Source organism: Roseateles sp. P2_H4 (genome assembly GCF_056403315.1).
Window position 1 is genome coordinate 150,047 of the sequence record NZ_JBFUFR010000003.1, and the last position, 19,019, is coordinate 169,065.

Sequence of the window (19,019 nt, forward strand, 5' to 3'; positions counted from 1 at the left end):
TCTCGACTGCGCCGCGCCCGCGAGTTCTCAGCGCGATGAGTTTTTGGCGCGCCCGCCGCCGGCGTCAGTAGTTGACCGTCGTCGGCCCGGCGTCGCGTGATGAGGGTTTCAACAACTGGCTCAGCGTGCCGGCCATGGCCGCCGCGACGCCCGCGGCCAGGTGCCCCGCCTTGCGCCAGCCCCGCGGCTTTGCGCGCTCGCTGCGCCTTTGCTCGCGCTGGGCGACCGCGTGCACGAGGGCGATTTCCTGCTGGCGCTCCTGGATCAGGAAGATCAGCCGGTTGGGATCGGCGAAGCGCTGCGCCAGCGTGCTGACGACCTTGAGCTCACGCGTCTGCACCCGCACGCCCTGGGGGCGCAGCGTGCAGCCCAGATTGCGGCTGCGCAGGTAGAGGGCCTTGGCGGCCAGGCGGTCGGGCAGGCAGCCCACGCCGGCGAACAGGCAGTTGGCCAGATTGAAGCAGGCTTCGGCGTGGCCCGCCGCAGCAGCCGCCACATAGGCCGACAGGCCGCGCTCCTCGTCGGCCGGCCCGCCACTGCCCGTCATCAGCACGCGCCCGTAGTGGAAGCGGCCGATGGCGCTGCCGCGCGCCGCGGCCATCTCCAGCAGAGGGCGCGCCAGCGCTGCGTCGGCCGGCAGCCCCAGGCCTTCGAGCTGGCACAGGCCCAGCATGGCCAGGCCGTCGCTGTCGCCGCCATCAGCCGCGGCGCGGAACCAGCCCACGGCGCGGGCATAGTCGGGCGGCGTGGCCTGGAACAGCTCCAGCCCATGTTGCAGGGGGTTGATGGCCGTCGCGTCGAAGTTCGCGGCGTGCAGGGGTGGGGCGAGGCCCGGATCTCGGGAGTTCATCCAACGACAGTCTTGTTGCAAGGGCGCGGTGGCGCCTAATCCCTAGATTGTGGGCATGCACGGGAGGCGGCATCGATTGCGCCGCCTGACTCTTGCAAGGTGTAACTTGTTGGGCGCGCGGGTCGTGAAATATTCCGCACTGCGCGCTTGGCGCCGCGGCCTGGCCGTCAGAAGTTGATCGTCGTCGGGCCGGCGTCGCGCGATGCCGGCCGCAGATATTGACCCAGCGTGCCGGCCATGGCCGCCACCACGCCAGCGGCCATCCTGCCCGCGTTGTGCAGCGCGCCCGGCTTGGCGGGGCTCGAGGAGCGCTCCTGCGCCGGGCCGGGCTCGGCGACGGCATGCGCCAGGGCCAGCTCCTGCTGACGCTCCTGCACGAGGAAGAACAGCCGGCTCGGGTCCGTAAAACGCTGTGCCAGCGCGCTGACCGCCTTCAGTTCCTGTTTGCTGACCCGCRCGCCCTGCGGTTGCAGCGTGCAGCCCAGCGCCCGGCTGCGCAGATAGAGCGACTTGGCGGCCAGGCGATCGGGCAGGCAACCCACGCCGGCGTGCAGGCAGTTGGCGAGGTTGAAGGTGGCTTCGGCATGGCCGAGGGCGGCGGCGGTCACGTAGGCCGTCAGCCCGGCGCCCTCGTCGGCAGGCCCGCCGCGGCCGGTCATCAGCACCCGCCCGAGCTGGAAGCGCCCGATGGCGCTGCGGCGAGCGGCGGCCTGTTTCAGCAGCCCGCGGGCCTCGGTCGGGTCGGCCGGCATGCCCAGGCCTTCCAGCTGGCACAGGCCCAGCATGGCCAGGCCGTCCGCGTCACCCGCATCGGCTGCGGCGCGAAACCAGCCCACGGCGCGGGCGTAGTCCGGCTGCGCGGCGTGGAACAGGGCCAGTCCCTGCTGCAAGGCGTTGATCGCGGGCGTCGCGCCGACCGCAGGGGGTGCGGTCGGTTCGGCGAGCAGGTCCAGTAAATCCATCCGGCGAGCGAGGTCGTGATTGGCGCGGAGCGCGGGCTTGATGAGGCGTGTCTGGCGATTCTCCGGGCGCTCACCCTCGCGCGGCACGCCTAGCTCGACGAATGGCCAGCGTGCGCGCCGCCGGCGTGAAAAAGTGGGCGCGGCGGCTCGCACCGCCGACCCTGCGGGGCTGTGCAAAATGGGTCTCCCCACCCGCCCGGCCTGTCCACCATGAGTTTTTCAGCCCTCGCCAAGTACGCCATGGAACTGCCCGGCGCCACCCAGGACATCAAATGGGGCGCCGACTGGGTCGCGAGCGTCGGCGCCAAGATGTTCTTCGTCGGCGGGCCGCACCCGGGGACGTGGACGCATTGCAGCTTCAAGGTCGACGACCACCGCTTCCTGGAGCTGACCGGCGTGCCGGGCATCGAGCCGGCGCCGTATGCGGCCAGGTATCACTGGGTGGCGGTGTCGGATGCCAAGGCGCTGCCGCTGTCGGAGCTGAAGGCGCTGGTGAAGCGCTCGCATGAGCTGGTGGCGGCCAAGCTGCCCAAGAAGCTCAGGCTGAGCCTGAGCCTCTAGCGGGACCGAAATCCGTTGACTTCATGAACTACTAATGAAATAGTACTATCGAATTAGTAGATGACGGCCACGCGGCACCTCGATGACAAATCCCCTTCCCACCGACGGCGAACTGGCCATCCTGCGAGCGCTCTGGGCCATCGGCGCGCCGGCCACCGTGCGCCAGGTGCACGAAGAGCTGCTGCGTGGCAAGGACACGGCCTACACCACCGTGCTGAAGATGCTCACCATCATGACGGACAAGGCCCTCGTGCAGCGCGATGACTCGGAGCGTAGCCATCGCTACACGGCGCTGTACTCCGAGCCGGCGGTGCAGTCGTCCATGTTGAAGAGCTTCATGGCCAACGCCTTTGCCGGCTCGGCTTTCAAGCTGGTGCAAAGCGCGCTGGACGACAACCAGGCCAGCCCCGAGGAGCTGGACGCGATCTCGCGCCTGATCGCCCAGGCCAAGAGCCGCCGCAAGCCCTGACCCCGGCGGCGTGGCGATGAACCTCCAGCTCAGCCTCGCGTCCGCCCTCGTGCAGGCGCTGCTGCATTCGGTCTGGCAGCTCGCCCTCATCGGCCTGCTCGCCTCGCTCGGCTTCAACGCCCTCGCGCAGGCGCCGGCAAGGCTGCGCCACGCGCTGGGCATGGCCGGCCTTGTCGCGATGCTGCTGGCGCCGATCGTGACCTTCCTGCTGTGCTGGCAGCCGCCGTCGCCCACCACGACGGCGGGCCTGCCCTGGCTGGGCGGGCAGGGGCTGGAACCCGGCATGCAGCCCCTCGCCGCGGCCGGCGTGCCGTCCTGGCAGGATTGGCTGCTCGTCGTGCTGTCCCAGGTCTGGCTCATCGGCGTGGCGGCCATGACGCTGCGCCAGGTTGGCGGCTGGCGGCTGCTGCGCCGCATCGAGGCCCAGCCCTTCGTGGCGCTGCCGCCGCATTGGCAGGCGCGGTTCGACGCGTTGGCGGCTGCGCTTGGCGTCACGCGACGTGTGTCGGTGCGGCTGGCGCAGCGCGTCGTGTCGCCTTTCACCACCCATGTGCTGCGGCCGGTGATCTGGTTGCCGCTGTCCCTGCTGACGCGGCTGCCGCCCGACCAGGTCGAGGCGTTGCTGGCCCACGAACTGGCCCACATCCGCCGGTTGGACTGGTGCTGGAACGCGTTGCAATGCCTGATCGAAGGCCTGCTCTTCCACCACCCGGCCATGTGGTGGCTGAGCCGGCGCATCCGCGAGGAGCGCGAGCACGCCTGCGACGACCTGGCCGTGTCGGCTTGCGGCGATGCCGTCGCGCTGGCCGAGGCACTGGCGGGCCTGCAATGCGGCAAGCTGCCGCTGCCTGCGCTGGCCGCCCGCGGCGGTGGCCTGCTCAAGCGTGTCGAGCATCTGCTGGCCGGCACGCCGCGGCCGGCGAACTGGCGCGTGACCGCCATCCTGTGCTTTGCCGCCTGCTGTGCTCTGCTGGTGGCGCTGCAACTGGCCCCGCCGGCCCATCTGCTGACCAACCTCACCATCGACGCTTCATCGAGCGGCGAGCTGACGCCGGGCAACCACCGCGACTACACGGCCAGCTACCTGGGCGAGCGGCAGCGCCACTACCGCATCAGCATGGACGCCCAGGGGCAGGTGCAGGAGAGCTATAGCGAGGACGGCGAGCCCCGGCCCATCGACACCGGCGTGCGCGCCTGGCTGGCGGCGATGGCGGCCATGGGCGCCACCCTGCCGCAGTCCGGCAAGCCTCCGCTGCCGCCGCCGCCGGGTTTGCCCGCGCTGCCCGAGCTGGGCGGCGTCGCGCCACCGCAGCGTGCAGCCATGTCAGAGGAAGCCCAACGCCTGATGAACATGATCAGTGCCGACGCCCGCGTGACCGCCGTGACCGGCCTGCCTGCCCGCTTCGACCGGGCGAGCTTTCACGGCCGCATCCACACCTGGGGCGCACGCGACTTCCATCTCTGGGGCATCGACGACCCGGTTGGCGGCAAGGCCCGCTTCACCGTCACCTTCCAGGGCCCCAAGGGCCGGGCCCAGGTGAGCTATGCCGGCCGCACCGTCAGCGGTGGCGACTGGGCGATCGAGACCCTCGACGTGCTGCCACTCCCCGACTGACCGCCTGCGCAACCGCGCTTTTTTTTGACCCAATCTACTAATCGTTTAGTAGTCAACCCGAGGACATCGCCATGACGACATCGCCACGACAGCACCGGACCCTGCTCGCCCTGATCGCCGCTTCCACGCTGGCCTGCGCGCAAGCCTTGGCCGCGCCACCCGGACCGCCCGGCCCAGCCCTCACGGCCCAGCAGCGGGCTGAGGTGCTGCAGACCCTGTCCGGCAAGCTGGCCGCGAACTACGTCTTCCCCGACGTGGCCGCGCAGATCAACGGCGCGCTGCCCGCCAAGGTGCAGGCCTATGGCGCAGCCGTCTCGGCGCCGGAGTTTGCGGAGCTGATCTCCAAGGACCTGCGCGCCCTCGGCCATGACAAGCATTTCCGCGTCTTCCACGACCCCCGTTTCCGCGAAGACCCCGCCGGCCCGAACGCCGTGCCCAGCGCCGAGGACATGGACCGCCAGCGCGCCGAGGTGGCGCAGCTGGCCTTCGGCGTCGAGAAAGTGCAGCGCCTTCCCGGCAACGTCGCCTACATGGAGCTGCGCGGCTTCGGCCCGCCGGACCTGGTCGGCCCGGCCTATGCGGCTGCATTGAGCCTGGTGAATGGCAGCGACGCCCTCATCCTCGACCTGCGCCGCAATGGCGGCGGCGCGCCCGCCAGCGTGGCCTTGCTGATGAGCCACTTCTTCCCGCTGGGCGACGAGCGCCACCTGAACGACATCTACACGCGCTCCACCAACCAGACCCAGCAGTACTGGACGACACCGGCCGCCTCACCGCGCTACGGCAAGCCCGTCTATGTGCTGACCTCGGGCCGCACCTTCTCCGGTGGCGAGGAATGCGCCTACGACTTCCAGACCCAGAAGCGCGCCGTGCTGGTAGGCCAGACGACGGGCGGCGGCGCCAACGCCGGCGACCGCTTCAGCCTCGGCCACGGCCTCGTCATCAACATCCCCACGGCACGCGCCATCAACCCGATCACGCAGACCAACTGGGAGGGCGTGGGCGTGAAGCCCGATATCGAGGTGCCCGCGGCACAGGCCCAGCAGACGGCCTATGTGGCCATCCTGAAGACGCTGGCGGCTGAGGCCAAGGACCCGCGTGACGCGGGCCGGCTGAAGGAGCTGCTGGCGCTGGCGGAGAAGGGGGAGAGCCCGGCGCCGGTGTATGAGATGAGGCAGTGAAGGGGCCAGCAGTTCTTCAGAGGCCGGCCTTGGCTGCCGTTTTGGCCGCTGTTTTCTCGCGCGCCTCGTGCAGCGTGGCCAGCGTGATCTTGCGCACCTCGGCCTTGCTCTGCTCGACATGGCTGCGCAGCAGCAGCTGGGCCTGCTCGACCTTGCGCTGCATCACCGCGCGCAGGATCTTGGCGTGCTCGGCATAGGTCGCCTCGATGCGGTGGCCGCGCGTGAAATCCAGGTGCCGGATGATGCGGATCTGCTCGGTCACGTCCCAATGCACACGCGCCATCTCGGCATTGCCGGCGGCGCGCACCAGCGTGGCGTGGAAGGCTTCGTCCAGCATGCCCACCTCGCGGGCGTCGCTCAGGCGCTCGGTGGCCGGGACCAGCCAGATGGCCTTCAACGACTCCAGCTCGGGCGGCGGCGTGCCGGTGTGGGCGCACAGCCGCGCGACGGCCGCCAGCTCCAGGATCACGCGCAGGTCATAGAGCTGCTCCAGCCGGCCGAAATCAATCGGCCGCACGGACCAGCCGGTCTTGGCCTCCACGTCGAGAAAGCCTTCATTGCGCAGCTTGAACAGCGCCTCGCGCACCGGCGTGCGGCTGACGCCCAGGCGCTGGCCCAGTTCGGCCTCGGAGAAGCGGTCGCCCGGCACCAGTTGGAAGTCGTTCAGTTCCGCCTTGAGCTGGGTGTAGACCTGCTCGGCAAGATTGGGTGGCCGCATGAAGTCGATCTTAGCCAGCAGGTGGGGCCAGCAAGCTGACGTGGGCGGCCACCACGCGCCAGCCGTCGGGCATGCGCACCCAGGTCTGGCTTTGCCGGCCGGTGCTGGCGCTGCCTTCGCGATGGAACTCGGTCATCGCGGTTGCGCAGTCGCGGCCGAAAGTGGTGATGACCGTGTGCCGCAATGTGCGCGCCAGGCCGGCGGGTGAACGCGCGGCGCGGAAGGCCTGGATCTGCGCGTAACCGACAAGGTTCTCGGCAACGCCGTAGCGCACCGTATGGGGCGAGTTCCAGAACAGCGCGTCCAGCACATCGACCTTGTTGTTGACCAGCGCGTCCTCGTACCGGTCGAAGACGGCCTGCATCTCGGCCAGCACATCGGGGAGATTGATGTCGGTCATGGCTTTGCGATGGGGGCCGCGAACACGCCCGCCTGTTCCAGCGCGAGGGCGACGCGCAGCGCATGGTCTTCCCGCCAGGGGGCGGCAATGATCTGCACGCCAATGGGCATGCTGGGATGAACGCCCCACACCGGCGCCGCGCACACCGGCAGGCCGATGCAGGAGATGGGCTGGGTCAAAAGTCCCAGGCTGGGCCGCGCGGGCAGGCGGCGGCCGTCGATGTCCATCCACTCGCTGCCGATCACCGGCGCCACTACCGGCGTAGCGGGGGCGATCAGCACGTCCACGTCGCGCAGCAACTCGGCGGCACGCAGCGCGAACCAGCGGCGCACACGCTGGGCCTGAATCACCCAGGCCGCGGGCAGCAGCGCGCCGGCCAGGAAACGGTCGCGCGACAGCGGTTCGAAGTCGTGTGCGCGGCGGCGCAGATCGTCCAGATGCAGGTTGGCGCTCTCGGCGTTGCTGATCAGGAAGGCAGCCGCACGGGCGCGCTGCGCCTCGGGCAGTTCGACCGTGGCCAGGCCGCCCAGGGCCTGCGCGACCCGCGCCACTGCGGCGCGCGCCTCGGGACCGGCGTTGTCGTCGAAGTAGCCGCCGAGCCGAGCGATACGCAGGCCACCGAGGCCCTGGGCCAGCGCGGCATGCGTCGGTTCGGCCGCGCGGTTGACGCAGCCCGCGTCCGCCGCATCGAAGCCCTGCATCGCGTCATAGGCCAAGGCCAGGTCCTGCGCCGAACGTGCGAAGGGGCCGAGATGGTCCAGGCTCGCCACGAAGGGATAGCTGCCGTTGCGCGGCAGCCGGCCGTAGGTCGGCTTGAGACCGAACACGCCGCACAGCGATGCCGGCACGCGGATGGAGCCGTTGGTGTCGGAGCCCAGCGTGATCGGCACCTGGCCGGCGGCGACTGCTGCGCCGCTGCCGCCCGACGAGCCACCGGCCACGCGGGTGAGGTCATGCGGGTTGTGCGTCGGTCCCTCGTGGCTGTTCTCGGTGGTGAAGCCGTAGGCGTACTCGTCCATGTTGAGCGCGCCGACGAGCACGGCGCCGGCTGCGTCCATGCGCTGGACGAGCGGGCCGTCACTGGCGGCCGGCGGCTGATCGCGTTCGATCCTGGAGCCGGCGAGCGTCGTCAGGCCTGCGACGTCGAACAGGTTCTTGACGGCATAGGGCACGCCCAGTAGCGGCAGTGCACGCACCGCTTCGTCGCCCTCGTGCAGGCGGCGGTCCAGCAGTTGCGCGGCCATCAGCGCGCGGTCGGCGGTGATGTCGGTGAATGCGTTGACTGCGGCGTCGGTCTGCTCGATGCGCGCCAGGCTGGCCTGCACCAGCGACTCCGCGCTCACGTCGCCGGCCCGCACCGCGGCGGCGATGGCGTAAGCGGGTCGAAGCAGCAGTTCAGCCGCGCTGTTCATGGCGAGATGGGCACAAAGGCCTCGGCCGGCTCGTCCTGCACGGTCAGCGGCAAGGCGTTGACCAGCTCGGCCATCTCCGCCGCCAGCCCAAAGTAGTGCAGCACGCCGGGTCGATGTTCCGGCGCCAGTGGCAGGTCCAACGCCGCCGCAGTGGCGTCGACATACGCCTCGATCGTTTCAGCGCGCATCATCAACGCCGCACCTCGCGCTGGAAGATCTCCAGGCTCTGCTTCTTGGCCGTGATGAAGCTGGGCTCCGACAACGTCGCCACCGTGCGCGGACGCGGGTCCTCGTACTTCAGGATCTCGGCCACCTTGGTCGGCCGCTTGGTCAGCAGCAGCACCTCGTCGGCGAGGTAAACGGCCTCCTCCAGGTCGTGCGACACCAGCATCATCGTCACGCCCGTCTGCATGAAGACCTCCTGCAGCTTCTCGCGGATGAACAGTGTCATCTCGAAGTCCAGCGCGGAGAAGGGCTCGTCCAGGAACAGCACCTCGGGGCCGGGCGCCAGCGCCCGCATGATGGACGCCGTCTGCTGCTGCCCGCCCGACAGCTCATACGGGTAGCGCTTCAGGTCGAACTTGACGTCGAAGCTCTCCACCAGCTCGGCCATGCGCCGGTCCACCTCGGCCTTGCTGCGGCCTTCCATCTTCAGCGGGTAGGCGATGTTGTCGATGGTGCGCATCCACGGGAACATCGCCTCGCGGTAGTTCTGGAACACGTAGCCGATCTTGGTGTCCTTGAGGCTCTTGCCGTCGAACAGGATCTGGCCCGAGTCGATGGGGATGAGCCCCGCGATCATGTTGATCAGCGTGCTCTTGCCGCAGCCGTTGGGGCCGAAGACCGAGACGATCTTGTTCTTCGGGATGTCGAGGTTGAAGTCCTCGTACAGCGGCCAGCCGGCGAAGTATTTCGTCAGGCCGCGGATGGTGATGTGGGTGCCGGCCGGGCCGGGCTGGAAAGGGCGCACCGGGACGTCGGCGACGACGGGGGCGTTCAGGACTGCATTCATCTCCCACTCCAATGGACGATCTTGCGTTCCAGCACCAGGAACAGGATGTTGAGCACATAGCCCAGGATGCCCGCGGCCAGGATGGCGGCGTACATGGTCTTCACGTTCAGCACCTGCTGCGCGTCGATGATGCGGTGGCCCAGGCCGTTGTCCGAGCCGATGAACATCTCGGCCACGACGACGATGACCAGCGCCATCGACACCGCCGAGCGCAGGCCCACGAAGCTGGGCTGCAGGCTCTCCCACACCAGCACGTCCTTGAAGATCTGCCAGCGCGACGCGCCCATCACCTTGGCCGCCATCACCCGCTGCTTGCGCGCGTTGATGACGCCATAGGCGCTGTTGAATACCACGATCAGCAGCGCGCCGAAGGCCGCGATGGCGATCTTGTTGATGTCCGACACGCCGAAGATCAGCAGGAACAGCGGGATCAGCGCCGACGACGGCGTCGAGCGGAAGAAGTCGATCAGGAACTCGACGCTGCGGTAGGCGCGCTCGTTGCTGCCCAGCAGCACGCCCAGCGGCACGCCGATGACGGCGGCGATCAAAAAGGCCTGCACCGTGCGCCACACCGTGGTGGCGAAGTCCAGCAGCAGCGGCCCGCCGGCCAGGCCGACGACGAGGGTCTGCAACGTGGCCAGCGGCGGCGGCAGCAGGATGGGTCGGATGAGGCCGAAGCGCACCACCAGGTCCCAGGCGATGAAGAGCATCAGCGGGCCGATGAAGGGCAGCAGCTTGGCGACGTTGAAGCGCGGTAGGCGCACGGCGGGCTGGCCGTCGGCGGCTTTTTGCCACGGCGGGGTGGCGGCAGGGGTGGAGTCCATGGTGGTCATGGCCTCAAGCCTTGTAGAGCAGCGTGGTCACGTCCAGCTTCTTCTCGAACACGCCCTTCTCGGTGAAGAGGTCGAAGAACTTCTGGAAGGCCGCCACGTCGCTGGGCGTGAACTCGTTGTAGAGCATGTAGGAGGCCAGCGGCACCTCGCCGGTCAGCGGGCCTTCGATGGCGGTGTAGCCCTTCAGGAAGTTGCGTGCCTGGGCCGGGTCCTTGCGCACGAGCTCGATGCCGCGGGCGTAAGCCGCGATGTACTTCTTGGTCTCGGCCGGGTGCTTCTTGATGAACTCGGTGGTGAGCGTGGCCGAGCCGCCGTGCCAGGGCGCCAGCGGGTCGCCGAGGATGTATTTGGCGATGACGCCGGCCTCCAGCACGCGCGTCGTGCCATTGAGCCGGCCCACGGTGCCGGTGGGCTCCAGCGTATAGACGGCGTCCACCTGGCCGGCGGCGAGCGCGGCCACGTGCTGGCCGATGGGCAGCTCCGTCACCGTCGTGCCCGGCGCGCCGGCGCGCTCCAGCACGGCCATGGCCAGCGTCTTGTTCTGGATGCCGGGGCCGCTGGCCACGCGTTTGCCCTTCAGCTCGGCCAGCGTCTTGACGGGGCTGTCCTTGGGCACGAGGAACTGGTCGAGCACGTACTTCTGGTTGCTCGGGTTGGTGGCGATGATCTTGAAGAGGCCCGGCGACGCGATCTCGCCCACACCCAGGTTGCCCGAGCCCGTGCCGTTGGAGCTGCCATCGCAGCGGCCGGCCAGCATGGCCTCCATCACCTGCTGGGCGCCGGCGAACTTGAGCGCCTCCACGTCCAGCCCGGCCTCCTTGAAGTAACCCTTCTCCACCGCCGCATAGAACGGCAACCCGGCCGCCACCGGCCAGTAGCCGATGCGGATCTTGGGCGTCTGCGCGCGCACCAGCGCGGGTGCGCCCAGCGTGGCCACGGCGGCGGCCGCGCCCAGCAGCGTGCGGCGCTGGGGTTTGAACGAATCGGTCATGTTCGGCTCCTTGGGTGAATGAAAGGACTCAGGCGCGACGCAGTTCGGCCATGTAGGCCCGCCAGCCGCCGTAGGACGTGATGTCGGTTGCGCCGGCCAGCGCGTGGCCTTCGCAGATGAAACCGTGCACCTGGCTGCCATCGGCCAGCACCACGGTGCCCAGGCCCAGCGGCGCGGGGATCAGTGCGAGCAGCGAACCGACATGCCGCAGCGGCATGTTCCAGACTTCCACGGCTATTGGTGCGCCGCCTTCGCTGACGCGCTGCAGGCCTGGCTTGGGTGGCACCGTGCCGCGCAGCGCATGCAGGCGGTAGCTGGGCGCCGTCGTGGTGGCTTCGCGCAAGGTGGCGCCGCGTTCGACAAGTTGGCCGTTCAGCGGCATGCCCGACAAATGGGCGCCCACCACCGCCAGCGGCAGGGTTGCCTCGACGGCAGGCCAGGCGCTTGCCTGCTGCGGCGAACGCGGTGCGCCCGTGGCCCCGAGAGGCAACGCCGAGGCGGCCTGCCAGGCCAGGCCGAAGCGCGCGAGCGCCGCGTCCGCCTGCCCAGGCGCGATGAAGGTGACGCCGAAGGGAAGCCCCTGCTCGCTGAAGCCGGCCGGCAGCGCCAGCGCGCACCAGCCCAGCAGGTTGACGAAGTTGGTATAGCGCCCGAGCTGCGCGTTCGCGCCAATCGGGTCGGCGTCCAGCTCGGCAAAGCTGGGGTGGGCGGGCGCGGTCGGCACCATCAGCAGGTCCACCTGCTGCCACAGCGCCGCCGTGTCCCGCTGCGCGGCACGCAGCGCGTACTGCGCCTTGAAGGTGTCGGTGGCAGAGAGCCCGATGGCCCGCTCGATCACGCCACGCACCGTGGGCTCGATGGCTTGCGGGTCGCGCTCCAGCAGCTCTTGCACCACGGCATGGCGCTCGGCCACCCACGGGCCGTTGTAGAGCAGGTCCGCCACCGCGTGCAGCGATGCGAAGTCCAGCGGCACGATCTCGTGCCCCAGTTCGTGGGCGAGCTGCAACGCCAGCGGCCAGCACGACGCGTAGTCGGCGCTGAGGTCGGGCGCCGCCGGCACGCCGATGCGCAGCCGCGCCGGCAGCTGCGCGGGCCCGGGCTCGAAGCGGCTGTAGGCGTCCTGCCCGTCCGGCCCTTCGATGACCGCGAGCACGGTGGCGGCGTCTTCCACCGTCAGCGCGAACACCGACACGCAGTCCAGCGTGCGGCAGGCCGGCACGACGCCGCTCGTGCCGACCCGGCCCGGCGTGGGTTTCAGCCCCACCAGGTTGTTGAAGCCCGCCGGCACACGCCCCGAACCGGCCGTGTCCGTGCCCAGCGAGAACGCCACCTCCGCGCGGGCCACCGCCAGCGCCGACCCCGAGCTGGAGCCACCGCTGACGCGCTGCGCGTCGAAGGCGCTGAACGGCCGGCCATAGGGCGAGCGGGCGCCGACGAGGCCGGTGGCGAACTGGTCGAGATTGGTCTTGCCCAGGCAGACCGCGCCTGCGTCGACCAGGCGCTGCACCACGTGGGCATGCACTTCCGGCACATAGCTGAAAGCCGGGCAGGCGGCGGTGGTCGGCATGCCGGCCACGTCGATGTTGTCCTTGGCGGCGAAGGGCACGCCGAACAGCGGCAAGCGGGCCAGCAGCTCGGCCCGGTTGGCGCCTGCGGCAGCGAGCTGCGCTTCGAGTGCGGCGAGCCGTGTCTCCAGTTCCGCTCTGCTGGCCTTGTGAATCCACACCGCGGGGTCATGCTGTCCGAGCTGGGCGGCACACGTGCTCAGCAACACCCGCGGCGAGGCGCCGTCCAGATAGGCCAGGTGCCAGTCTCCAAGGGTCAGAAGGCTTCGCTCGGTCATGGTGCACTCTTTGGTATACCAGTCGGTACTCCAGCATCAAACGTGCCAGTTGGCCGCGTATCCGCCTCTGCGCAGCTGCTGCGTGGGGCGTACCGGGCGTCGCTCGGTCAGACGCTTTTTTTGGCAGACCTTCTTCAGGCCCCAGCGGCCGAGATCACGTGCCTCGGCATGGGGCGTCGATGCACCAGTCGGCGCTGCCGAGCACGCTTGACACATTTCGATGATTAGCTAATCATCAAGCCATGAACAAGGTTTTCAGAGCCCTCTCCGACCCCACCCGCCGCCAGGTGCTGCAGCTCCTGCGCCAGGGCCCCTTGAGCGCCGGTGAACTGAGTGACCAGTTCCACGTCTCCAAGCCCACGATGTCGGCGCACTTCGCGGTGCTGAAGGAGGCCGACCTCGTGCACGCCGAGAAGGCGGGCAAGTCCGTCCTGTATCACCTGAAGCTGTCGGTGCTCGAAGAAGCGCTGCTGGGCTTCGTCCATTCGTTCAGCCCGAGCGCCGAGGCGCCGGAACCCAAGAAGGAGATTGCGCGATGAAAGCTGACCTGATTGCAGGCCTTGCGTGGGGCGGCGGCATCGTCGCCGTGGCGCTTTGCATGACCTTGGCACGCAAGCTGGGCTATGCGGATGGCGACACCGTCACCCGGGTGGTCATCGCCATGAACGGGATCATGATTGCGTGGTACGGCAACCGCATGCCCAAGCGCTTCTTCCCTCACGAATTGGCCCGCAAGGTCAGCCGGCTCGGCGGTTGGTCCATCACGATCAGTGGGCTCATCTATGTCGCACTGTGGGCTTTCGCCCCCATCCCCGTGGCCGTTGCGGCCGGGTCCGCCGCGGTCCTGACCGGGGTCGCGGTGCCGGTGGCCTATTGCCTGTCGCAGCGGGACAAGTTCAAGAACGCGACCTGAGGGCGGTGATCTGATTGGGCTGGGCTGCGTCCAACGCGCCTCAGTCGACCGGTCATGACGATCGGCATGCGCCCCGCTGGCAGCCGCTCGCTACGCTCGCGCATCCTGGCCCTCGCGAGACACCACGCCATGCACGGACCCGCCATCACCCTGGCTCTTCTCCTGCTCGCGGCCACGGGCGCCTTCGCCCAAGGCAAACCCGTCGCGGTGGCGAGGCAGGTGACCGCTTCCTATGCCATGGACCTGGCGCCCGCGCCGGACGGCAAGCGGGCCGTGCTGATTCGGGTGATATCCGGGCGGCAGCAGCTCTTCCTGCGCACGCTGGCCGATGGCGCCGAGCAGCAGATCACCTTCGACGCGGCCGAGCATGAAGACCCGGTCTGGTCGCCCGACGGGCGCCACATCGCCTTCGTGCTGGTGAAGGAGAACAGCAAGGTCGTGCACCTGATCGCTGCCGACGGCAGCGGTGCTTCACAGGCCATCACGCCTGCGACGCAGAGCGTGCTGCACCCGTCGTTCACGCCCGACGGCAAGGCCATCCTTCATTGCACCGACGACGACATGCGCCCACCGGCCAAGAACGAGGCAGCCATCTACGCCATCGACCTCGCCAGCCGCCGCGTGACGACCTTGATCTCCGGCGGCGTCAACACGTTCCCCGTCATGTCACCCGACGGCCGCCGCATCGCCTATCGAAAGATCGTCGGCGAGATGAATTCAGAGGTCTTCGTGGCCGACGCCGATGGGCGCAACGCGAAGAACCTGACCAACCACTGGTCCTTCGAAGGCTGGCCCGCCTGGTCACCCGACGGCCGCACCATCGCTTATGCCGGCAACCGCGGCAATGCGGGCTACCAGATCTTCCTGATGGACCCCGATGGCGGCAATGTGAGGCTGCTGGCCGCGACGGAAGGGCGGGGCACGGCGCCGAAGTGGTCGGCTGATGGGAAGGCCGTCTACTTCACGGTCTGCCGGCAGAGTCAGGAGCATCGGGGGTGCGATATCTACTCGGCGGACGTCACTTCATGAAGGGCTGTTGGCCCCACATCTGGACGTAGAGCGCGCGCAGGTTGGCTGGCATCAACTTCCAGCCCTCGCGCTTCATCTTTGGATCTTTGACGTCCCACATCAGGGATTCGACATAGGCGACGTCGATGCAGCGTGCGGTGGCTTCGTCGCCTGCTGCCAGCAGCTGAGAGAGGAAGTTAAGTTGCCGGCTTGCCGTGGAGAACTCGCCCCGGCCGATGGCGTTGGTGGTGAACTGGGAAAAGCGTTCCAGCCAAGTGTGGTGTGCGTCCTCGTAGCCGCAGGTTTGCAGGTCGGCATCGATCAGCGCGGCCTCTTCGGGCCAGGCGCCTCTGACCGATTCGACGACTTGGCAGGCGGCAAGATGGTCAGCGTCTGCCATGAAGGTTGGTCGAATTCGGTTGGGAGTAAATCACGCACGCCAATTCTGGCGCGATGGGGTTCAGATTTGAGACCTGGCCCCGACCTGTGAGGACGGGTCTCTTCATGGCTGTGCATCTTGCCGGGGCGGTGGTGGGCGGCCAAGCCCCAGCTTGACACGGGCTTCTCGAAAGGCAGCGACGCTAGCGCACTAGTCGCTCTGATGAAGACTGACGCCGCTTTGCGAACCGGCAGAATCAGTCAAGACAGCGAGGAGCGGGGAATGAGACCAGTTGATGCAGCGACAAGATGGTCGCTCGGGCCTTGGTTTATTACCGTGCTTGGACTTTGGTTCTGCATCGATCTATTACCAGTGCTGCCACCGTGGAAGGAGATAGAGCAGAAGGAAAAGATTGCAGCCTGGGTGCAGGCCGGCGGAGCGATATTGGCTCTCGCTGTCAGCATTGGTACTGGATGGTTTGCAGCGAGGGCGGCAAGAGTGCAGCAGCGAGCGGAATGGGCTCAACGCCGACTTGAATCCGCACTGGTTACTTTGGCCCGCATGCAAGCGTGCCAACAGATGGCGCGCTTGTCACTTGCCGGCGTCGACGAGGCCATCAAGTTTGCAAATCCGGTTCAGCCGCGTGTGCTTGAGATATTGGCGAGATGTGTGGGGCTTCTTGAGCATGAAATTCAAGTCGCCTCTAGCGCCGACGCAGTTGACGGTTGCTGGCGGCTACTCGCCGGTGTGGTTGAACTCAGGGATACGGCGACTCCCTGGGCGGAGCAAGGAGTTGTCCGCGGCGGGTCTCGCTACGAACTTCATCGAAAGCAGCTATCTCGGCTCTTCGATGAAACGATCCAGCGCTTTGATGCCGGAGCAGCCGCGCTTCGTATTGATGCAGGGCTTCATTAGTCATGTGTATTGGTTGTACCGGCAATTGATCACCCCCGACTCCACCGACTCGGCACCGACCAGAACACCAGCAACCCCACCAACGCCACCGCCGCCACCACATGCGGCGTATCCAGCGGCCCTTTCGTGCTCGCCAGCAGTGCTGCCGTGCCGAACGCCGCTGCGCAGATCGCCGTCCATTGCGCCCGCCTCACCCAGCGTGCCCAGCGGCGCTGCCGCGGCGACACCACGCCCTTGGGCGCCAGAGCGGCCATCACCCCCAGGCTGAAGCCGTCGTCATCGGGCTCGCCGCCACCTTGCAACTGCTCCCGCAAAGCGTCGTCAAAGGAAGTGTTGTCGTCGTCATCGTCGTGATTTGTCATGGCGTGGGCTCCCATGCCTGCAGTTGCGCGCGCAGCTTGGCCTTGGCGCGCAGCACTTGCGTCTTGACCGTACCGAGGGGCCAGCCCAGCACCTGGGCGGCTTCGGCGTGGCTTAAATCGGCGCCGTAGCAGAGCAGCAGCGCGTGGCGCTGGGCCTCGCTGAGCTCGGCCATGGCGCGGTCGAGGTCGATGCGCCAGTCGCTAAGTGAAATGTGGTGCGGGGCGAAGTCGCTGTGCGCGCCCAGGTCGGGTGATTCATCGTCCAGCAGCGGCAAAGACGGCCGTTCGGCCGACAGCGCCGAGTAGGCCAGCCGTGTCAGCCAGGTGCGAAAGCGCGACTCGCCGCGGAACTTGGGCAAGGCGCGCCAGGCGCGCACAAACGCTTCCTGGGCCAGGTCGTCGGCGCGGCCCTGGTCGCCGCGGCAGACGCGGCCGAGCAGTTTGCGCAGATAGCCCTGGTGGGCCTGCACGAGGGCAGCGAAGGCCGTGCGGTCGCCGGCGGCGGCGCGGGCCACCAGGCGATCCTCCTGCAGGGCCGCCTCGGCGGGCGCGGCGGGGACGCCGGAGGTCACGGCTGGTTCTGTTGCGGCTTGCGTTCGACGGCCCAGTACAGCACCAGGCCCAGGCCGAGGAACAGCGGGATGAGGCCGATGCTCCACAGCCAGGCGCCCGGCATCATGGCGTTGAACATGCCCATCAGGCCGAGGCCGATGCCGATGTTGATGACGGCGGGGATGAGGATGCGATTGGGATTGGACTGGTCGCGCTTGGCGCGGTGCCAGTCGCTGTCCTGCACGTCGCTGAGCAGCTCGGGCGGGATGGGCTGGCCGGCGCGGGCCAGCTCGCGGATGGTCTCGTGGCGCTGGCGCTCGGTGTGGGCCTTGCCCATGTAGTGGGCCACGATGGCGATGATGGGAATCAGCAGCGACAGGATGGGGATCATCAGCGGGCTGATTTCCTGAAAGCGGTCGAAGAACATGGGCGGGCTCCGCGGAAACAGGTGGATGGTGCTTCCTTGGAGCGGTCGGCCGCGGCGTTTGGATTCAGCCGGGCACAAAAAAATCGCTGCGCCCCCTTGATCGGTGCGGCGCAAGGCGATGCCGTCAGCGGTCGTTCGGCTTGCAGCGATAGGTGACATGGAGCGCAGCCAGGGTGTAGGTGCCCAGATACTCGGTGACGCCCGATGCTTCGAGGTATTTCACGGCGGCCCGGGTGAAATCCAGATCGGAGACGCCTCTTGGAATGCAGAAATGGCGCTTGATAGACGGCTCGTCGCTCAGGAAGCCGTCGTGTGCGTGGATGACGCCCTTCACATAGCCGGTGCAAAAGGCCTCGTTCCTGCGTTGCGCCGGATGGGCCGACGCCAGTCCGACGCTCGAGCAGAGGGCGAGAAATTCCTTGCCGTCCATCTCGCCCGTGAAACGCCGAACGGATTTCGCTGGTGGCCCGTGCTGTGCCAGCTGGCAGCCGATCTGCGAGGTCCGTCCCTGGAACTGGCTGATGGGACCTTGCAGCAGCTCGCAATCCAGGTAGTTGAGGTCGGAGGTCTTCCGGCCGCTGCCGACGTTGATGAGCACCTCGTAGTCGAACCCCGTCATCAGCTGCGCCAGCCGCGGGTGAAAGCGAATGCCGTGGATGTGGGCCAACCTTTCGGTCGTCAGCGTCAGCTCGGTCTTGCCGAGCCAGATGCCGTCCGGGCCGACCTCGTCTTCGAACAGACCGCTGATCCAGATCGTCTCGCCCGTCTTGCGCAGCCACGCTTCGGCATCCGGCGTCAACACGACCTGCACGAAGAAGTTGGGCGGCTCAAGCGGCTTGCCCGGCTCCACGGCCAGCGTTCTTGCGCAGCACAGCGCCGCCAGCAGGGCGAGGCAGCAGGCCCGAAATTCAATCCGCATGAGGGGTGTCCTTTCAGCGGATTCGACTCTAGCCGACGGTCTCGTGGCTCAAGTCAAGGTGGTGGTCAGCGTGCCTTGCCGAAGTCCTGCGTCCAGTAGGTGCGGTAGGTCGTGCTGGCGTTGCCCGCCACGCAGGCCACGCCGATGTCGCGGTAGGTGGCGTTCATCAGGTTGGCGCAATGGCCGTCGCTCTTCATCCAGCCATCCACCACCTCGGCCACGCTGGACTGGCCGGCGGCGATGTTCTCGCCGAGGTTGGTCCAGACATAGCCGGCGGCCGTCGCACGCGTGCCGAGGGTGCTGCCGTCGCTGCCGGTGTGGCTGAAGAAGTTGTGCGTGACCATGTCGTCGCTGTGGCCCACGGCGGCCTGGGTGAGTGCGGCGTTCCAGCTCAGGTCGGCCGCCGGTGGGAAGGCGCCTTCCGCGCCGCAGGTCGCGCCGGCGCGGCGGCGGGCGTTGACCGCAGCCAGCATGTCGGTCTGGAAGTTGGCGAGGTTGCAGCTGATGCGGGTGCCGGCGGTGGGTGGCGGTGCAGGTGCAGGTGCAGGCGCCGGAGCGGGGGCTGGTGCCGGAGCGGGCGCAGGAGCGGGAGCGGGCGAGGCGGTGTCGGACCCACCGCCGCCGCAGCCGGTCAATGAAAGCAGGGTGGCGACGGCGAGAGGAGCAACGAGGCGGGCGGGGAGTGGGCGCATAGGCT

24 protein-coding genes are annotated in these 19,019 nt (G+C 68.3%); 8 read left to right on the forward strand and 16 right to left on the reverse strand.

Annotation, left to right across the window (positions count from 1 at the left end):
- Positions 1-64 precede the first annotated feature (64 nt).
- Entirely contained in the window at positions 65-850 is a 786-nt protein-coding gene (locus AC1DW3_RS03525) for a tetratricopeptide repeat protein (RefSeq protein WP_477928618.1), read from the reverse strand.
- Between the two features lie 167 nt (positions 851-1,017).
- On the reverse strand, positions 1,018-1,812 hold the full coding sequence (locus AC1DW3_RS03530; protein WP_477928619.1) for a tetratricopeptide repeat protein: 795 nt from the start codon (positions 1,810-1,812) through the stop codon (positions 1,018-1,020).
- Positions 1,813-2,022: 210 nt separating this feature from the next.
- Between AC1DW3_RS03530 and AC1DW3_RS03535 the strand changes: the two genes are divergently transcribed.
- The 4 genes from AC1DW3_RS03535 to AC1DW3_RS03550 all read left to right on the forward strand — a co-directional run bounded on the left by AC1DW3_RS03535 (position 2,023) and on the right by AC1DW3_RS03550 (position 5,638).
- Positions 2,023-2,373: an MmcQ/YjbR family DNA-binding protein gene (locus AC1DW3_RS03535; RefSeq protein WP_477928621.1), complete on the forward strand. Its 351-nt coding sequence runs from the start codon at positions 2,023-2,025 to the stop codon at positions 2,371-2,373.
- 82 nt (positions 2,374-2,455) lie between these two features.
- On the forward strand, positions 2,456-2,842 hold the full coding sequence (locus tag AC1DW3_RS03540) for a BlaI/MecI/CopY family transcriptional regulator (protein ID WP_477928623.1): 387 nt from the start codon (positions 2,456-2,458) through the stop codon (positions 2,840-2,842).
- A gap of 16 nt (positions 2,843-2,858) precedes the next feature.
- Complete coding sequence (locus tag AC1DW3_RS03545; protein ID WP_477928625.1) at positions 2,859-4,457, forward strand: M56 family metallopeptidase; 1,599 nt, start codon at positions 2,859-2,861, stop codon at positions 4,455-4,457.
- A 71-nt stretch (positions 4,458-4,528) separates the two neighbouring features.
- Positions 4,529-5,638 (forward strand): S41 family peptidase, encoded by a 1,110-nt coding sequence (locus tag AC1DW3_RS03550; RefSeq protein WP_477928627.1) that lies wholly within the window; start codon positions 4,529-4,531, stop codon positions 5,636-5,638.
- A gap of 16 nt (positions 5,639-5,654) precedes the next feature.
- On the opposite strand, the gene AC1DW3_RS03555 is transcribed toward AC1DW3_RS03550, so the two are convergent.
- Genes AC1DW3_RS03555 through atzF form a run of 8 tightly spaced genes read right to left on the reverse strand, consistent with a single transcriptional unit; the run spans position 5,655 to position 12,847 of the window.
- On the reverse strand, positions 5,655-6,356 hold the full coding sequence (locus tag AC1DW3_RS03555) for a GntR family transcriptional regulator (RefSeq protein WP_477928629.1): 702 nt from the start codon (positions 6,354-6,356) through the stop codon (positions 5,655-5,657).
- Positions 6,357-6,366: 10 nt separating this feature from the next.
- Positions 6,367-6,756, reverse strand: coding sequence for an oxalurate catabolism protein HpxZ (gene hpxZ, locus AC1DW3_RS03560; protein ID WP_477928630.1), 390 nt, complete (start codon positions 6,754-6,756; stop codon positions 6,367-6,369).
- Positions 6,753-8,168, reverse strand: a complete 1,416-nt coding sequence (locus AC1DW3_RS03565) for an AtzE family amidohydrolase (RefSeq protein WP_477928632.1) — start codon at positions 8,166-8,168, stop codon at positions 6,753-6,755. Before AC1DW3_RS03565 ends, hpxZ begins: the two co-directional genes overlap by 4 nt.
- Positions 8,165-8,359: a DUF4089 domain-containing protein gene (locus AC1DW3_RS03570; protein ID WP_477928634.1), complete on the reverse strand. Its 195-nt coding sequence runs from the start codon at positions 8,357-8,359 to the stop codon at positions 8,165-8,167. The genes AC1DW3_RS03565 and AC1DW3_RS03570 overlap by 4 nt, the downstream gene beginning before the upstream one ends.
- Positions 8,359-9,180, reverse strand: a complete 822-nt coding sequence (locus tag AC1DW3_RS03575) for an ABC transporter ATP-binding protein (protein ID WP_477928636.1) — start codon at positions 9,178-9,180, stop codon at positions 8,359-8,361. The genes AC1DW3_RS03570 and AC1DW3_RS03575 overlap by 1 nt, the downstream gene beginning before the upstream one ends.
- Positions 9,177-10,004 carry an ABC transporter permease gene (locus tag AC1DW3_RS03580; protein WP_477928638.1) on the reverse strand — a complete coding sequence of 276 codons (828 nt, stop codon included), beginning with the start codon at positions 10,002-10,004 and terminating at the stop codon, positions 9,177-9,179. The genes AC1DW3_RS03575 and AC1DW3_RS03580 overlap by 4 nt, the downstream gene beginning before the upstream one ends.
- A 13-nt stretch (positions 10,005-10,017) precedes the next feature.
- Positions 10,018-11,004, reverse strand: a complete 987-nt coding sequence (locus AC1DW3_RS03585; protein ID WP_477928640.1) for an ABC transporter substrate-binding protein — start codon at positions 11,002-11,004, stop codon at positions 10,018-10,020.
- A 28-nt stretch (positions 11,005-11,032) separates the two neighbouring features.
- Positions 11,033-12,847, reverse strand: a complete 1,815-nt coding sequence (gene atzF, locus AC1DW3_RS03590; protein WP_477928641.1) for an allophanate hydrolase — start codon at positions 12,845-12,847, stop codon at positions 11,033-11,035.
- Between the two features lie 242 nt (positions 12,848-13,089).
- Here atzF and AC1DW3_RS03595 point away from each other — a divergent pair, with 242 nt between their 5' ends.
- From AC1DW3_RS03595 to AC1DW3_RS03605, 3 genes are all read left to right on the forward strand, one after another.
- Positions 13,090-13,386, forward strand: a complete 297-nt coding sequence (locus AC1DW3_RS03595; RefSeq protein WP_477928643.1) for an autorepressor SdpR family transcription factor — start codon at positions 13,090-13,092, stop codon at positions 13,384-13,386.
- Positions 13,383-13,760 carry a hypothetical protein gene (locus tag AC1DW3_RS03600; RefSeq protein ID WP_477928644.1) on the forward strand — a complete coding sequence of 126 codons (378 nt, stop codon included), beginning with the start codon at positions 13,383-13,385 and terminating at the stop codon, positions 13,758-13,760. Before AC1DW3_RS03595 ends, AC1DW3_RS03600 begins: the two co-directional genes overlap by 4 nt.
- 129 nt (positions 13,761-13,889) lie before the next feature.
- Positions 13,890-14,789: a TolB family protein gene (locus AC1DW3_RS03605; protein WP_477928646.1), complete on the forward strand. Its 900-nt coding sequence runs from the start codon at positions 13,890-13,892 to the stop codon at positions 14,787-14,789.
- Here AC1DW3_RS03605 and AC1DW3_RS03610 read toward each other — a convergent pair.
- A complete protein-coding gene (locus AC1DW3_RS03610; protein ID WP_477928648.1) occupies positions 14,779-15,168 on the reverse strand; it encodes a DUF7674 family protein in 390 nt (129 codons plus the stop codon). The two genes, AC1DW3_RS03605 and AC1DW3_RS03610, sit on opposite strands and share 11 nt — an antisense overlap.
- Positions 15,169-15,369: 201 nt before the next feature.
- Between AC1DW3_RS03610 and AC1DW3_RS03615 the strand changes: the two genes are divergently transcribed.
- Positions 15,370-16,062, forward strand: coding sequence for a hypothetical protein (locus AC1DW3_RS03615; RefSeq protein WP_477928650.1), 693 nt, complete (start codon positions 15,370-15,372; stop codon positions 16,060-16,062).
- Between the two features lie 29 nt (positions 16,063-16,091).
- On the opposite strand, the gene AC1DW3_RS03620 is transcribed toward AC1DW3_RS03615, so the two are convergent.
- The 5 genes from AC1DW3_RS03620 to AC1DW3_RS03640 all read right to left on the reverse strand — a co-directional run bounded on the left by AC1DW3_RS03620 (position 16,092) and on the right by AC1DW3_RS03640 (position 19,014).
- The gene (locus AC1DW3_RS03620; protein ID WP_477928652.1) at positions 16,092-16,424 is read right to left on the reverse strand and encodes a hypothetical protein; all 333 of its coding nucleotides are present in this window, start codon (positions 16,422-16,424) and stop codon (positions 16,092-16,094) included.
- Positions 16,421-16,996, reverse strand: coding sequence for an RNA polymerase sigma factor (locus tag AC1DW3_RS03625; protein WP_477928654.1), 576 nt, complete (start codon positions 16,994-16,996; stop codon positions 16,421-16,423). Before AC1DW3_RS03625 ends, AC1DW3_RS03620 begins: the two co-directional genes overlap by 4 nt.
- On the reverse strand, positions 16,993-17,403 hold the full coding sequence (locus AC1DW3_RS03630) for a DUF6249 domain-containing protein (RefSeq protein WP_477928655.1): 411 nt from the start codon (positions 17,401-17,403) through the stop codon (positions 16,993-16,995). The genes AC1DW3_RS03625 and AC1DW3_RS03630 overlap by 4 nt, the downstream gene beginning before the upstream one ends.
- Positions 17,404-17,527: 124 nt before the next feature.
- Positions 17,528-18,322 (reverse strand): Rap1a/Tai family immunity protein, encoded by a 795-nt coding sequence (locus AC1DW3_RS03635; RefSeq protein WP_477928657.1) that lies wholly within the window; start codon positions 18,320-18,322, stop codon positions 17,528-17,530.
- A gap of 65 nt (positions 18,323-18,387) precedes the next feature.
- Positions 18,388-19,014, reverse strand: coding sequence for a CAP domain-containing protein (locus tag AC1DW3_RS03640; protein ID WP_477928659.1), 627 nt, complete (start codon positions 19,012-19,014; stop codon positions 18,388-18,390).
- Positions 19,015-19,019 lie beyond the last annotated feature (5 nt).

Bases quoted from the DNA above. Each gene is read 5' to 3' on its own strand.
- AC1DW3_RS03525 (WP_477928618.1), bottom strand. From the start codon at position 850: ATGAACTCCCGAGATCCGGGCCTCGCCCCACCCCTGCACGCCGCGAAC.
- AC1DW3_RS03535 (WP_477928621.1), top strand. From the start codon at position 2,023: ATGAGTTTTTCAGCCCTCGCCAAGTACGCCATGGAACTGCCCGGCGCC.
- AC1DW3_RS03540 (WP_477928623.1), top strand. From the start codon at position 2,456: ATGACAAATCCCCTTCCCACCGACGGCGAACTGGCCATCCTGCGAGCG.
- AC1DW3_RS03545 (WP_477928625.1), top strand. From the start codon at position 2,859: ATGAACCTCCAGCTCAGCCTCGCGTCCGCCCTCGTGCAGGCGCTGCTG.
- AC1DW3_RS03550 (WP_477928627.1), top strand. From the start codon at position 4,529: ATGACGACATCGCCACGACAGCACCGGACCCTGCTCGCCCTGATCGCC.
- AC1DW3_RS03555 (WP_477928629.1), bottom strand. From the start codon at position 6,356: ATGCGGCCACCCAATCTTGCCGAGCAGGTCTACACCCAGCTCAAGGCG.
- hpxZ (WP_477928630.1), bottom strand. From the start codon at position 6,756: ATGACCGACATCAATCTCCCCGATGTGCTGGCCGAGATGCAGGCCGTC.
- AC1DW3_RS03565 (WP_477928632.1), bottom strand. From the start codon at position 8,168: ATGAACAGCGCGGCTGAACTGCTGCTTCGACCCGCTTACGCCATCGCC.
- AC1DW3_RS03570 (WP_477928634.1), bottom strand. From the start codon at position 8,359: ATGATGCGCGCTGAAACGATCGAGGCGTATGTCGACGCCACTGCGGCG.
- AC1DW3_RS03575 (WP_477928636.1), bottom strand. From the start codon at position 9,180: ATGAATGCAGTCCTGAACGCCCCCGTCGTCGCCGACGTCCCGGTGCGC.
- AC1DW3_RS03580 (WP_477928638.1), bottom strand. From the start codon at position 10,004: ATGGACTCCACCCCTGCCGCCACCCCGCCGTGGCAAAAAGCCGCCGAC.
- AC1DW3_RS03585 (WP_477928640.1), bottom strand. From the start codon at position 11,004: ATGACCGATTCGTTCAAACCCCAGCGCCGCACGCTGCTGGGCGCGGCC.
- atzF (WP_477928641.1), bottom strand. From the start codon at position 12,847: ATGACCGAGCGAAGCCTTCTGACCCTTGGAGACTGGCACCTGGCCTAT.
- AC1DW3_RS03595 (WP_477928643.1), top strand. From the start codon at position 13,090: ATGAACAAGGTTTTCAGAGCCCTCTCCGACCCCACCCGCCGCCAGGTG.
- AC1DW3_RS03600 (WP_477928644.1), top strand. From the start codon at position 13,383: ATGAAAGCTGACCTGATTGCAGGCCTTGCGTGGGGCGGCGGCATCGTC.
- AC1DW3_RS03605 (WP_477928646.1), top strand. From the start codon at position 13,890: ATGCACGGACCCGCCATCACCCTGGCTCTTCTCCTGCTCGCGGCCACG.
- AC1DW3_RS03610 (WP_477928648.1), bottom strand. From the start codon at position 15,168: ATGGCAGACGCTGACCATCTTGCCGCCTGCCAAGTCGTCGAATCGGTC.
- AC1DW3_RS03615 (WP_477928650.1), top strand. From the start codon at position 15,370: ATGAAGACTGACGCCGCTTTGCGAACCGGCAGAATCAGTCAAGACAGC.
- AC1DW3_RS03620 (WP_477928652.1), bottom strand. From the start codon at position 16,424: ATGACAAATCACGACGATGACGACGACAACACTTCCTTTGACGACGCT.
- AC1DW3_RS03630 (WP_477928655.1), bottom strand. From the start codon at position 17,403: ATGTTCTTCGACCGCTTTCAGGAAATCAGCCCGCTGATGATCCCCATC.
- AC1DW3_RS03635 (WP_477928657.1), bottom strand. From the start codon at position 18,322: ATGCGGATTGAATTTCGGGCCTGCTGCCTCGCCCTGCTGGCGGCGCTG.
- AC1DW3_RS03640 (WP_477928659.1), bottom strand. From the start codon at position 19,014: ATGCGCCCACTCCCCGCCCGCCTCGTTGCTCCTCTCGCCGTCGCCACC.